The sequence below is a fragment of the Paenibacillus sp. MT124 genome, from assembly GCF_058792755.1.
In genome coordinates this window covers 1000622-1013286 of the sequence record NZ_CM179500.1, presented here as the reverse complement: position 1 = coordinate 1013286, position 12665 = coordinate 1000622, and the positions used below count along the sequence as shown (strand labels likewise).

The following is a 12665-nucleotide window of genomic DNA, read 5'->3' as shown; positions in this document are numbered from 1 at the left end:
CCACCAACCCATGGGATTAATAGATGCCTTCATGTCCAAGTCTTCTTACAATTTTGTTGGCTGCCACAATCAGGAACAATCCAACCAGTCCCTTGAACAGCCCCACGGTAACCCCAATGCTGATCTTGCCTTGCAATATCCCGTACGTATAGGAATACGTATCAAATACCTCTCCAACTGAACGAACGAGCGGATTCATCATCAGCAAAATTTGTTCAAATCCGGTATCGGCCATACTGCCGAGGCGCAGGATCAGCAAAATGATAATGGTCGGCCGGATGGCAGGCAGCGTAATATGCCAGATTTGCCGGAAACGTCCGGCTCCGTCAACAACGGCAGCCTCATACCGCTGAGGGTCCACTCCCGCCATGGCCGCGAGGAAAATGATCGTTCCCCAGCCGGCTTCCTTCCACATGCTCTGAGCCGTAAGCAGCCCCCAGAAATAATTCGGTTCCGATAGAAACGAAATCGTATCCTTCCCGCTCTGTGCAATCAGCTTGTTCACAATGCCGACGTCCGTGGAGAGAAGAAAAAACGTCATGCTGGCAACGACGACCCATGACAGAAAGTGCGGTAAGTACACAATCGACTGGTTGATGCGTTTAAACGTCTCATGCCGAATTTCGTTCAACATGAGAGCCAGCAGAATCGGCAGCGGGAAATGGAATACCAGTGCGATCAGATTAATGGCGAGCGTATTACGCAGCATAATGTAGAAGTTGGAGCTGGCAAACAGCTCATTAAAATGCTTGAATCCCACCCATTCACTTCCCGTAAAACCGAGGAACGGATTGTAATCCTGAAAAGCCAGCAGCAGTCCCCAGAGAGGTACAATCTTGAACAGCAGGAAATACAGCAGCCCCGGCAAAATAAGCAAATAGATCATCCGGTGTTTATACATTCGTGACAGAAGGCTGCCCGATTGCAGCTTGCCCGTGGCACGATTCACCGTCGTTATCTGGGGTTTCATTCGGTTACGTCACCTCTTTCTTCGGGGCATGGTCCATCTCCATTACAATGGCTTCATACCGCTTTAGTTCGGGAATGGTTAGTCTGACTTTATTTCCCTCGGCCTGGATGGGAAGGGTCTCCGTCGAATGTAATGAGTACGCCCGAATAGGTACTCCTATATCGCGAAACTCAATCGTGCGATTGTATAGCGGTATCGCTTCCATGTATGTCGTTCCGTTGAAGCCGGACAAGTTCAGGAGCTGGAGAAGCACATGCCCTTGTTCTGTCCGATTCAGGAATAACTCCGTACTGGAAGGCAGATCGTTCTTCACCAGGTTCTCCCCGGTTAACCGGGCCAGAACATCCATCACGGCATGTTTGTGGTCTTCGAAGCCGTGTCTGTAATACAGAACGCCCGGGTTCCATGTGTAATAGGCGGCTGTACCACCATTTGCCGGATGGGAGATCCCCAGTCCGTAACTTTCGCCCACTTGGTGTCCATACGCCCGTTCCGGCGGGCCAAAAGATGCAGGTTCAATATAGGGCATGCAGCATTCGGTATTCGAAGGGTCAAATTTCACGTGATCAAAACTACAGCTAACCGTGATCCATTCCCGGTCCTTCAAGCTGGGGAAGTGATCGGCATCGGCCACTTGAAGATAGGCAGAGGGAAGCAAGTTGGTATTCCCTGTATGCACAGCTCCGAACCAGTCTGATAATGCATCTGCATCCTCTCTTAAGGCATTTCCTGTAGCAAGCAGAGCAACGCCTTGGCTGAGCAATTTGGCCAGCGTTTCCTTGGTATCGATGTGAGGCCTTTGCAAACCAGGCAAGATGACTGCTTTCACTGCGGCCAGCTTATGTGCCATGGCGGTAATCCGGTCTTCTACAATGACATCGAACAGGACATGGGCTTCTTTTAACATTTTGAACAGACCCAAATATTCAGTCCCTGCCTCTGGTGCCTTTGGTTTAATCAAAATGACTTCAGCCATGGAAGCAAGACTTCCATAGATATGTTCATGTGCTGCATGATACCGGAAAATCTCCCGGGCTAATTCAAAGTTCTTCCGATCCGGATATCCCTCGAAAGCTCCTATAATACAGAAATCAAGTCCGGAGCCGCTGGCAATGTTCTGATATAACCTTACTTCTGTCTCAAAGGGTGACACTCCGGTGAATCGATAGGTCAGATCTATGGCATTGATGCTGCAATTGCTAACTATTTTATCGTCCCAGCTGCTCACTACGGAGGCCACATTCTCTGAGGCGGAATACTCCCATAAAGGCAAGCTTCGGGTTAGCGATGTATTCGATTCCTTGCGAATGATGTCAACCCTGTGCGGGTGGTAGGTGCTTATGGCCACATCCGGCCAACGGGATTTTACCCGGTCTGCAATGTTCTCCAGGATCGCCCTGGATGTAACCTCCTGAAAATGAAGATACGTTCGATGTAGTTCATGCTCCGGCCCCGTATAATTCAGCAGTTCAGCCCCGCAGGTCTCCTGAAAACGACGCCTGCAGTTGTCGCAATAACAAGGTCCATAATGGTTGCCGCTATAATCCCAATGCTGGTATCCGAACATATTGAAGAAAATGCCGTCCACCGGATACTTCTCAAGCACCTCCGTAATCGTCTCAATCGACTTTTCCTGCTGATACGCCCCATTCAGACACGTATGCACAATGCCATAATAGTTCACTTCCTGTCCGTTACGATCACGATAAAACCATTCCGGATGTGCCTCAAAGAGCGATTCGTGCGCCTTGCTGAAATCGAAGCGGGCAATAAACTTCATTCCGAGTACATGGGCCTTCGATACAGCTTCTTGCAATAAATCGGTATGAAGATAAGGTGTGACATATTGATGCTCCAGTGCAGATGGATAAAAGGCAAAAATCCCTCCCGCATTCATCATCAGCACATTGGCTTGAAACTCCTGCAGCTCCTGCAACAACAGGTCCACATTCATGTCCGCATCAATCTCACGGAGATTGTTTTGAATCAGGCGAAGGCGGTTGGAAGACCACCAGTTCATTCGCATCATCCTCCTCTTGTCTGCGATGTACCTTAACGGTATACCTTGGGCAGCAGGCACAGTAGGGACATTTTTTGCAGATGTGAAGAAGGAAATATATGTCCGTTCTACCCGGGAAGATTTGCGGTATGATGGCAAACGCTGCGAAAAGGAAGACAAAAATTGTCTGATTGCTATGCTTTTGAACGTTTTACTTCAGAAGCAGATCCAGAAGAATCAAAATCCCATATGCTGTACAAGCTAACGGAAACTTCCTTGGACGGAAAGGAGGATTCCCATGAGCCGTGAAAAGGATGAAATCACGATATGGCTGTCCTTTTCCATCATTCTGCTCAGTGCCGGACTCGTATGTCACGTGCTGTCTATCCCGGCCATTTTGGACCAGGCTGGCAGAGACGGGTGGCTATCTGTAGTGGCTGCTGCGCCTTTTTTCATGCTTTTTTTATGTATGATGTTCGTAATCATTCGCCGGGTACGCGGACAGCGCCTGACGGACTGGATCACGCGGGAGTTCGGTGCTGTATTTTCCTGGATCTTCCGTATTTCAGCCTCTCTTCTGCTGCTCGCACTTGCCACACATACCTTATATGAGACAACGAACTGGACGGTATCCACCTATTTGCAATTCACCCCGCCCTACGTGCTCGCAGGAGTGGGCGCGTTGGTTGCGGCTTGGTCTGCTGCCAAAGGAATCCGCTCCATTGCGATGACTTCTAGCATCCTGCTCCCCTTTGTCATTCTGCTCGGGTATTTTGTAATGTCTGCCAATATGAAATACAAGGACTACGGACAGTTGTTCCCGATTATGGAATATGGTGCCGGTCCTGTCATGAAAGGCATGATCTATTCACTCGCAGGGCTGATGGAGATCTGGATCCTGATGCTGTTTCAGCACGATGTGAAAGGCAAAATTCGTTGGTGGCATATACTGCTGCTGGGATTATTCATGCTTACCATGGCGGTCGGCCCCACCCTGGGAGCTATTGTTGAATTTGGTCCGGAGGAAGCGGCCAAACAGCGAAATACTCCTTATGAACAATGGAAACTGGTGAATATCGGAAAACTGCTCCAGCACGTAGACTTCCTATCCATCTATCAGTGGCTGAGTGGTTCTTTTGCCAGAGTGGCTATCTCCATCTATCTCATTGTGGATCTGCTTGATTTTCGGAGGCCGAGAAAGAGGTACATTGCAGTACTGTCCATCACCTTCATCATGTGCTTCATAGCCGTACAGTGGTGGCGAATTGATTACGTCGACTATTATGTGAGCCACATTCAGTTTCCCGTGATGCTCGCCTACGTATCCATTGTCACCGTCCTGTTGACTCTGGCCGCGCTCATACACAAAAAAGACAAGGAGGCTCCTGCCCATGCCGATCACAACCACACCCAAGAAGGACCATCAACCGGCTGAGCCCTTTCGAATCAATGAACATAGCCTGAAGACGTTTTTTGCCGGATCGGATGATGTCATCATCAGCAGTCACATGATCGGGGAGTCTCCCGTACAGATTATTGTCGTGTATTGCAGCGGTATGGTAGACAGCAAATCCATATACGATATTATTCTTCCTGAATTGTCGCGCGCTTACGAGCGTACGCACTTCCTTCGTACATCGGATATTGAGGGATCCATTACCCTTCAATGGACCCGTATGGATTTGCAGGATACGCTGGGTGCAGAACTGATGTCCCTTCGGGTATTCGAGGGGCATATGCTCATCTGCATTCCTTCCCTTCAGACGATGTGGAGCATGGATATCTCCAGTATTCCTACGCGTACACCGGAAGAATCCACCACTGAGGTATCCATCCGCGGATCAAGGGATGGCTTTATCGAACGGCTATCGGTGAACATCGCCTTGATTCGTACACGTCTGCGTACAGCCGACCTGGCCTGTAACATCGAATTAGTCGGTTCACGTTCCGTGACCAAAGTGGCTCTTATGTATATCAAAAACATTGCCAACCCCGATCTGATTGACGATGTCCAGAATCGGCTGCGCAAGATTGATACGGAACGAGTCATGACCGCCAACGAGCTGGAGGAATTAATTTCTCCTTCGAAAATTACGCTTTTCCCGGTCACCCACTACACCGGCAGGCCCGACTTTGCAGCAGAATGTCTGCTGAATGGCCGCTTTATTCTCATCGTGGATGGCAATCCTAGTGTCATTATCGGTCCGGTTAATCTGTTTCTGCTTCTCAAATCTCCTGAAGATGCCAGTTTCCCCTTTTTGCCGGTGAATGTGGGCCGCATGCTGCGCTTTATCGGATTATTGGTGACCATATTCCTGCCTGGTTTCTATATCGCTCTAACTTCATTTCATATGGACCAGCTGCCCTTCCCGCTGGTTGCCACGATCTCGGTTGGACGAATGGGGCTGCCAATGGAATCTGGCGTAGAAATGTTTCTCATCATGCTTCTGATGGAGCTGTTCCGGGAGGCAGGGGTACGGCTTCCCAGTGCTATTGGTCAGACACTAACCGTGGTTGGTGGACTGATTATCGGGGATTCAGCCATCCGCGCCGGCATGGTTTCACCACTCATGATTGTCGTCATTGCCGTCACGGTCGTCGCCGGGGCAACGATTGTGAATCAGGTGATGACCAGTTCGGTTCTGATTCTGCGCTTTTTCTGTTATGTACTTGGAGCGTCCCTTGGCATATACGGGTTCATTCTGTCCATTATCCTGTTCCTGATCTATCTGACTGATCTCAAGTCATTCGGCATTCCTTACCTGACACCACTGACGCCACTTAATTTCAAACAGGCCCTCGCTTCCCTATTCAAGCTGCCGAAGGGCTGGATGAAACGCAGACCCGTGTATCTCGAAACGCAGAAGCCACGCAAAGAAGGCAATGATCGATGAAACGGCAGATACGCCGTTGGTCGTTAGGTCTGCTCAGTCTTGCTCTGTGTTTCGTGACCAGCGGGTGCTGGAGTGCCTATGAGATCCAGCAGGTCGACTACGCCAAGGCAATCGGCGTCGATTATAAAGACGGGATGTATCACGTGTACGTGCAGACCATGGACTTTGCCAGTGTAGCCAAGAGTGAGAGCTCAACCAAAAATGAGGAACCCCCTCCCATATGGGTTGGACATGCAACGGGCAAAACATTGAACCTGGCTATAAACGAACTATTCCGGAGTGCCCAGCTCCATATTGCCTGGGGTCATGTGACGGCAATCGTTATGGCCGAGAGCATTCTGACAAGCAATCATATCAAGGGTGTGTTTGATATGCTCGGACGCTTCCCCGAATCCAGATATACCACTTGGGTGTATGGCACTCGTGAGCCTTTGGAAAATATAATGAGTGCCACGTCCATCTACAACATGTCGCCGCTGGACAGCATTCTTCACAACCCGCTTCCCAGCTTTCTGGAGGAGTCTCTTTTTCCTCCGGTGCTCAGTTTCAAGCTCATTGCCACCCATAACGATCCGTCCACAACAACCTATCTGCCATGTATTTCACTGAATAAGGAGCATTGGTCGCAGAACAAAAAGAAACATGAACTGTTTGTGATCGAGGGGGCCTTTTTCGAAAGAACCGTAAATAACTTCGAATATTTGCCCCGCCCCAAAATTCCAGGATACCACTGGCTGCTCAAGGATTTGCGGCGCGCACCACTGATGATTGAAAATGAGGGAACCATCTATGGGGTCCTCAGTGTGGGTCTGCCCAATCTTAAGATCAAGCCTGTTGTTAAGGGGAATGAGGTTCACTTCAATATCGATGCCAAATACCTAACCGCCTTGTACGAATATCTCACCCCCATTTCCTATGATGAAATGGTCAAATATAGTGAGAAGACACTAAAGGATCAGATCTTGCAAACGTACCGTGAGGGGCTGCGGCGCGGAGTCGATGTGTATGGCCTTCAGGAGAAGCTGTACCGCAAAAATCCAGGCCTGTGGCGTAAGCTATCCAATAATGGCTCGAAGATGATTCTGACCGAAGACTCCATTCAGAACCTGAACATCAAGATCACCATTCCCTATACGGGAAAATTCCAGAGGAGAGTATAGCAAAGGTGAAACAGTAAGCCCCCTTGACTGGTCAAACCGGACAAGAGGGCTTATTTGGGTGTTAGTTGGGTTATTTCAGATATGTGAAAGAAGATGGAAAGTGATTTATGAACCGTTCTTGCGTAGACTCCGTTCCATTAACCAACCAATGAATATAGACAATGACAATCCGAACAGCAGGATTGGAACATTATAATAAAGAGTATTCGTATATTGATTCAACCAGCCAAAACGGTACACCACCGAATTTGGATCATTCGTGAAACCACCTAGCTGCACTCGCAGGTCCTTAATTATAAACAGTTGCCAAAAGACAGACAACACGCATAGTAGCAAAGCAGCCAGGAGTACCATGACATGTTTTTTCTTGCCCCAGCGCTGACGCTGATCATATAACCACCACTTGGACAGTGACACCGTCCAGATACACAGGATCAAAAACGTAAGAAGGGACGGAAACAAGATGAGTATCCCCGGGTTACCATTGCCGGAGACTCCTCTACCAGCTTCATGTTGAAATGTTAACCCATGTATGGCAAAGATCATAAGTACGTTCCAGACCAGGAAGATGAAGTAGGGTTTGTTTATTCTTTTTACATGATTCAAGAACATTCCTCCTAATCTTCGTTCTCCTGCGATGAGTAGATCACTTGGCCTCCATTGTCCAACCCCTATATCTCGAGCTGTATCCCCGTTGTCGGGTGCTGAATTATGGCGTACCATAGCCTCTCTTCATTCTTATTCGAGGGTTCAAGAATATCGGCTTCCACTTCCTCAGACGATGAATTCAGCTCGTATCGAAGGCGCAGTTTCGTTATCTCCGGATCGTGGACATATCCGTATGCAACATCGAACGTTTTCTCATCGGGCATCTGGTATCCCGATCTATGAGAAGATATCGACTCATTGGGATTATCCTGAAGAACGTCCTGTGGCAGCGTGACCCGGGATGACCATGGCTCTTGCTCAATCAATCCGGATGCTAAGCCATCAGCAGTAATATTCTGATATAAAACCAGATGAGTTCGTGAATCTATGGGGGTTACAACCATTACCTGTTCTGAATGAATGCCATCCTCGCTTAGCATGGAATCGATGTCCTGTGGGGCGCATGAACGGATCAAAAGCAGGAGCCCTGCGAGTACCAATACATACAACGCTACATATGCTCCCCGTTTCTTTTTACGTTCCATATGTCCCCTCCTCCCTTACGTTGAAACGCGATGTAACTCCCCCATCACTTCTTATAATAATCCATGATCCGTAGACGAGTGGTCAGGATCAGTGCCTGAGGAATGAGGACGAAAACGATATATATAATGACAATTAACCATAAATGTGCCGCAAAATTCTCCGCACCGAAAGACGGCTGCGGACGCTCAAAAAAATACCACCAGCACGGGATGGCCACTAACCAGGTCAGCCCTGTCGAGATGAACATCTCCTCAATCCCGCTCCACAGAAAGCAAAATAAAGCAATAAAGATAATGGGACCCGCCCATGATTCCAATATCGGCCCCCAGCTCTGAAAGATGAAAATAATGGCTGGATACAGCAGTGTAAAGGTCCAGCGCCAAATCGGATTCTTATAGATGTGCATCGCTTCCTCCCTAGATGTGAACTTACGCATTATTGAGGTATTCTTGCTTTTCGATGCTCTTCGCGGTCTGCCTCTTCCATTTTTCGAATATATCGTTTTAATTGTTCTTTGTGTGCTTCAAGCTCAGATAACCTGGCCGTAGTGCCTTCGAGAAATGCTGACATTTTAGCTGACAGCTGGACTGCAGATTCGCCCTTCCATTCTTGCAACCTTCCATATATGCTTCCCATCTGTTGTTCCTGTTGAATTAATCGCTGCTGTAGCTGCTCACACTGTTGGACTGCTCTCTTCAAATCGGACAGCGATACAGATATTCTCCCCATATGTACACCTCCTGTACTTTCACTAGAACTAACCATCATTGATCGGCTAAGATAAAATCCTGTCTCTTCCGCTCAATGTAGTCTGCGATTTCAGTGATGGATTCCTGATACCACCGATTCACTCGTTCCAGAGTTGCTGTTGCATCATATGCAATCGGAGTAAATGACTGACTCTCACTTGTTGAAATGTGCGCTTGAAACATCTGTATTGAGGAACTTGCGTCATTCGAAAAGCCATGTAAACTATCACGCATCTGCCGGGCAGCCTGTCCGAGCTCCTCAGGTGTTAGCTGAATGGTACCTTTATTTCGATCCCCGACATAGTACGCCGAGTTCTGTCTGTTCATATGTTCAGGAGTAATTCCCAAGGCTGCTGCAGCAAATTGGCCAAAGCCTCCCATGGATGAACCATGCTTCTCAATAAGTGAAGTCAACGCTCCCTTGAATTCTTCTCTCGCCAGCATCATATCTGCATAATTGTCTACTCTAGGCTGACCTTTAACTCGTTGGCCATCCATCGTATACAATGTATTGCTTATGTTCCCTTTTTCATCGAAAGTGAAGTGATCCATACTGTGCGTTTTTTGTCCAACCAACATAGAATCCAGAAATTTGGACAGCACGCTCTGTTCTCCCGAGATGGAAGGAACACGAATAAATTTAAAAGACAACTTATTACCAAACAACCTTTGTTCCCACCAGGTATCCTGTGCCACAGGAAAAACCATAGGTATTGTTTCATATCTATTAGCATCTTTGAACGTCGAATTAATATAATAAGTCGCTCCAACATGCGGTTCTGCGTCTTTTACACCGGAACCTACCGAATCACCTGGATGAATATAGGCTACATTTGTTTTTGTATATTCTCCATTACGAACCCTCTGTTGAAGATCATCAGGAAGCAAATGTACAATACTTGGTGGATTATAGCTTACAGAGGAAACCCCATTACGTATTGCAACATACTCAGCCTGTGCCCCTCCTAATGAGTGTCCTGTTGTCGAAATTTCAGCTTCCGGGTACTGTTCTTTCACTTTATTGTAAAGATTCATCGCCTGAACAAACTGATTATTCTGATATCTGGATTCAGCTTCAATAAAGGGCATCTGTTTATGTAAAGGCAACTCGGCGATCTCATCCTTATATTGCTCCATATAATTGTGAGTTTCCTCTAAATTTTTGGCGCGATTGCCTACAACATCATTTAAATCTGTCTCCCAATCTGTTAGCACACTCCATTTAGGACGATTAGGAGGCTCAGTTCCCCTGTATCCAATAATAACTTGATTATTACTCTCATTATAAAACACTGAAGCATCAAAGCCTGAACCGTTCGTATCATGAAGCAATGCACCTTCAGGTTCAACTATAGTCCAACCGGGGAGATTCTCGTTCTTGTATCCAGAGGAAGGAAGGTCGCGTTTATATACCTCATCTGCTATGGTCCAGTAATACTTGTCATTTATGTACGTCATCATATCCCACCTTGTCTACGGTAAATATTTGTATTAAAGTGTCCTTAGAGTTTATTTCCATATAAGGAGAAATTCAGCCAATGAGAATAAAGCTAGTCATGGCATCAATCCTGCTTATTCTTACATTTGCAATGGGAGGATGTTCGAGCATGTCCACAGCAGACCAACAAAAAATTGTAGAAACTGCTACGCCTATCAGCACCGAGTACATCAAGCAATATTACAATGCTGAATTTGTTGTAACCAGTCACGATGTTGACGATCCTTCAATCCATTCGCGTCTTTACCTGTACGGTTATGTAAAGGGGCATGAAGATGAACGGATTACAGTTTCGTATAACTATGACACACAGGAAGTTCTCAGTGTCGAAGGACCAGGCTGGTTCATTGATAGCCGTAATCCAAAAAAGGAAATCCCCTCATCCTAAGGAATCACTGCAATGAAATAGCTGTGTTAGCAAACATCGACCCGGAGAACTATCGGGTCTCTTTGTGTAACCGTTAGATGTAGTCCATTTGTAATAATTACCTCTTATTCAAATAAAATTAATTATAAATCAAGATGCGTATACCGAAAACACAGGTCAGCAAAAATAAGCTAAAAGTCTGCAATTAATGACATAGAAGTACCATCACTACAGAATTAACGTAGGCTGTTGTTACCAGAATTTTTGGGGATATGCGTAATTTCAGGAAAGAAATTCTGCGGAATAGGCATGATTCGATATATGTTGGCTCATACTACCTTCAGGAAAAAATAGAAGGAGTGACAACATGAGCTTGAAACGCATCATTGCAGTCGGTGCAATCCTGACCTGTTCATCATTAATATGGGGATGCGGGAATAACGGAAATAGTGCAGACCAGGCATCACAGCAAAATGAACCAGAGGTTCAAGTTGAAAGCTGGAATGACCCCAAGCGACTTGAGGCTTCTCATCTTGAGGCACTGGAGCGTATGGAGAAAGATCATATTCACCGAATGGTCTCATTGAGTTCCCATACCGATGGGGCTCAGGTGATGACCACACTCGAACGATCCAGTCAAAAGCTTGAGGAAATGAGACCCCTTGCTGAAATGCTTCAGCATGAAGGGCACCCCGCATTGCTGCAGCGAATTCAGGAAATGTCAGGTGATATCGAAGGATCCAAATCAGCACTGACCGAGATGAAAAAGAACCCTGGAAACGGTAAGATCAAAATCCAGTCATCCAAAACGGATGCTTTGCATCATATCAGCAGTTTCCGTGAATATCACCAGTATATGCAAGGGCAAGTGCAACCTCTGGAACAGAAACAGCCGCAAGGGTCACACTAATAAAGTTAACTCAGAGAACCGCTAACCATTCGAATGCTCCATTCTGGTGATTTTCGGTTCTCTTTTTTACACTAATTAATTCCAAATATAATTGTAATATGTTATATATAAAGGGGTTGCATCGTTATTTTAATGAAGGAGAAGAGCTGTTTTAGTTTTGATTAGAAAATTTATAGCTTCTTTTTAGAAAGGAACAGCATCCTACTCAATTAATAGCAGCAAGGAGTAATCAAGTTAACATGCTCATAAAAAAATATCTTACTTTTTCTTTCTTATTTATATGCATTTTTTTATTTTCCGGCTGTATGTCTAATGAGCAAAAGGAAACTTTAGAGAAAGCCCAGCAAGTGAGTCTCACCTATCTTAAGGAGAACTATGGTGTGGAGGTAGAGTTCACAGATCACAAATTCCTTCCCGCTGACCTGAGTCATAATGTGAGTTTGAGCGGACATGTAAAGAATAATAAAAATACGGAGATCACGATTCTCGTCAATTATGATACTTTTGAAGTGCAGAATGCGATTGTTCCCAAAGAAATTCTTGATCAAAAGAAATAGAATCCAAATACATCTATACATACAATCTCACTCGCCGCTGCCATAACTTCAAAACACCTACTCCTCTTCGCTCGCACCCAGATACGTTAAGAACGCTGCCAGCGCAATGACGACGTAAATGTTAATCCATACTTTGGCCGCCACATAGGTTATATTGAAGAATCCCAGATACATAAAATCTTCACCCTGATTAACCGATTGAAAGACAAGCAATATACACAGCAATATGCAGTACACCACAACCGTTAGTGCGCTGATTCTCAGTCTTCTTCCTTCATCCATTCGAAAGATCAGCAGAGCACTGAATAGAATGGCAACAAAAAAACGGCAAATATCATAAGTACCTCCCTTGTCTCTTGATGTCAAT

General features: G+C 46.2%; 14 protein-coding genes. 6 read left to right on the top strand and 8 right to left on the bottom strand.

What is annotated here, in order from left to right; all coding sequences use genetic code 11:
• Nucleotides 1-16 precede the first annotated feature (16 nt).
• Nucleotides 17-970, bottom strand: coding sequence for an ABC transporter permease (locus tag AC3RCI_RS04685; protein WP_095288712.1), 954 nt, complete (start codon nt 968-970; stop codon nt 17-19).
• A gap of 4 nt (nt 971-974) precedes the next feature.
• Nucleotides 975-2990, bottom strand: coding sequence for a family 10 glycosylhydrolase (locus AC3RCI_RS04680; RefSeq protein WP_492527698.1), 2016 nt, complete (start codon nt 2988-2990; stop codon nt 975-977).
• 277 nt (nt 2991-3267) lie between these two features.
• Here AC3RCI_RS04680 and AC3RCI_RS04675 point away from each other — a divergent pair, with 277 nt between their 5' ends.
• Genes AC3RCI_RS04675 through AC3RCI_RS04665 form a run of 3 tightly spaced genes read left to right on the top strand, consistent with a single transcriptional unit; the run spans nt 3268 to nt 7023 of the window.
• Nucleotides 3268-4404 carry a GerAB/ArcD/ProY family transporter gene (locus AC3RCI_RS04675; protein ID WP_492527696.1) on the top strand — a complete coding sequence of 379 codons (1137 nt, stop codon included), beginning with the start codon at nt 3268-3270 and terminating at the stop codon, nt 4402-4404.
• Nucleotides 4361-5863, top strand: a complete 1503-nt coding sequence (locus AC3RCI_RS04670; protein WP_492527694.1) for a spore germination protein — start codon at nt 4361-4363, stop codon at nt 5861-5863. The genes AC3RCI_RS04675 and AC3RCI_RS04670 overlap by 44 nt, the downstream gene beginning before the upstream one ends.
• Complete coding sequence (locus AC3RCI_RS04665; protein WP_492527692.1) at nt 5860-7023, top strand: Ger(x)C family spore germination protein; 1164 nt, start codon at nt 5860-5862, stop codon at nt 7021-7023. The genes AC3RCI_RS04670 and AC3RCI_RS04665 overlap by 4 nt, the downstream gene beginning before the upstream one ends.
• Nucleotides 7024-7128: 105 nt before the next feature.
• Here AC3RCI_RS04665 and AC3RCI_RS04660 read toward each other — a convergent pair whose 3' ends face one another.
• From AC3RCI_RS04660 to AC3RCI_RS04640, 5 genes are all read right to left on the bottom strand, one after another.
• Nucleotides 7129-7629: a hypothetical protein gene (locus AC3RCI_RS04660; protein WP_492527690.1), complete on the bottom strand. Its 501-nt coding sequence runs from the start codon at nt 7627-7629 to the stop codon at nt 7129-7131.
• A 65-nt stretch (nt 7630-7694) separates the two neighbouring features.
• Nucleotides 7695-8216, bottom strand: a complete 522-nt coding sequence (locus tag AC3RCI_RS04655) for a hypothetical protein (RefSeq protein WP_492527688.1) — start codon at nt 8214-8216, stop codon at nt 7695-7697.
• A gap of 44 nt (nt 8217-8260) precedes the next feature.
• Entirely contained in the window at nt 8261-8623 is a 363-nt protein-coding gene (locus AC3RCI_RS04650; protein ID WP_336781326.1) for a hypothetical protein, read from the bottom strand.
• Nucleotides 8624-8652: 29 nt separating this feature from the next.
• A complete protein-coding gene (locus AC3RCI_RS04645; protein ID WP_492527686.1) occupies nt 8653-8946 on the bottom strand; it encodes a hypothetical protein in 294 nt (97 codons plus the stop codon).
• 35 nt (nt 8947-8981) lie between these two features.
• Entirely contained in the window at nt 8982-10424 is a 1443-nt protein-coding gene (locus AC3RCI_RS04640; protein ID WP_419720019.1) for a lipase family protein, read from the bottom strand.
• 149 nt (nt 10425-10573) lie between these two features.
• Between AC3RCI_RS04640 and AC3RCI_RS04635 the strand changes: the two genes are divergently transcribed.
• The 3 genes from AC3RCI_RS04635 (at nt 10574) to AC3RCI_RS04625 (ending at nt 12298) form a co-directional block, all read left to right on the top strand.
• Nucleotides 10574-10852 (top strand): hypothetical protein, encoded by a 279-nt coding sequence (locus tag AC3RCI_RS04635; protein WP_336781329.1) that lies wholly within the window; start codon nt 10574-10576, stop codon nt 10850-10852.
• A gap of 346 nt (nt 10853-11198) precedes the next feature.
• Nucleotides 11199-11741: a hypothetical protein gene (locus tag AC3RCI_RS04630; RefSeq protein WP_492527684.1), complete on the top strand. Its 543-nt coding sequence runs from the start codon at nt 11199-11201 to the stop codon at nt 11739-11741.
• A gap of 239 nt (nt 11742-11980) precedes the next feature.
• Nucleotides 11981-12298, top strand: a complete 318-nt coding sequence (locus AC3RCI_RS04625) for a hypothetical protein (protein ID WP_492527682.1) — start codon at nt 11981-11983, stop codon at nt 12296-12298.
• Nucleotides 12299-12355: 57 nt separating this feature from the next.
• Here the strand turns inward: AC3RCI_RS04625 and AC3RCI_RS04620 are convergent, their stop codons facing one another.
• Nucleotides 12356-12664, bottom strand: coding sequence for a hypothetical protein (locus AC3RCI_RS04620; RefSeq protein WP_492527680.1), 309 nt, complete (start codon nt 12662-12664; stop codon nt 12356-12358).
• Nucleotide 12665: the final 1 nt, after the last annotated feature.

Excerpts from the sequence above, each read along its gene's own strand:
- AC3RCI_RS04685 (WP_095288712.1), bottom strand. The coding sequence starts at position 970 with ATGAAACCCCAGATAACGACGGTGAATCGTGCCACGGGCAAGCTGCAA.
- AC3RCI_RS04680 (WP_492527698.1), bottom strand. The coding sequence starts at position 2,990 with ATGAACTGGTGGTCTTCCAACCGCCTTCGCCTGATTCAAAACAATCTC.
- AC3RCI_RS04675 (WP_492527696.1), top strand. The coding sequence starts at position 3,268 with ATGAGCCGTGAAAAGGATGAAATCACGATATGGCTGTCCTTTTCCATC.
- AC3RCI_RS04670 (WP_492527694.1), top strand. The coding sequence starts at position 4,361 with ATGCCGATCACAACCACACCCAAGAAGGACCATCAACCGGCTGAGCCC.
- AC3RCI_RS04665 (WP_492527692.1), top strand. The coding sequence starts at position 5,860 with ATGAAACGGCAGATACGCCGTTGGTCGTTAGGTCTGCTCAGTCTTGCT.
- AC3RCI_RS04655 (WP_492527688.1), bottom strand. The coding sequence starts at position 8,216 with ATGGAACGTAAAAAGAAACGGGGAGCATATGTAGCGTTGTATGTATTG.
- AC3RCI_RS04650 (WP_336781326.1), bottom strand. The coding sequence starts at position 8,623 with ATGCACATCTATAAGAATCCGATTTGGCGCTGGACCTTTACACTGCTG.
- AC3RCI_RS04645 (WP_492527686.1), bottom strand. The coding sequence starts at position 8,946 with ATGGGGAGAATATCTGTATCGCTGTCCGATTTGAAGAGAGCAGTCCAA.
- AC3RCI_RS04640 (WP_419720019.1), bottom strand. The coding sequence starts at position 10,424 with ATGACGTACATAAATGACAAGTATTACTGGACCATAGCAGATGAGGTA.
- AC3RCI_RS04635 (WP_336781329.1), top strand. The coding sequence starts at position 10,574 with ATGTCCACAGCAGACCAACAAAAAATTGTAGAAACTGCTACGCCTATC.
- AC3RCI_RS04630 (WP_492527684.1), top strand. The coding sequence starts at position 11,199 with ATGAGCTTGAAACGCATCATTGCAGTCGGTGCAATCCTGACCTGTTCA.
- AC3RCI_RS04625 (WP_492527682.1), top strand. The coding sequence starts at position 11,981 with ATGCTCATAAAAAAATATCTTACTTTTTCTTTCTTATTTATATGCATT.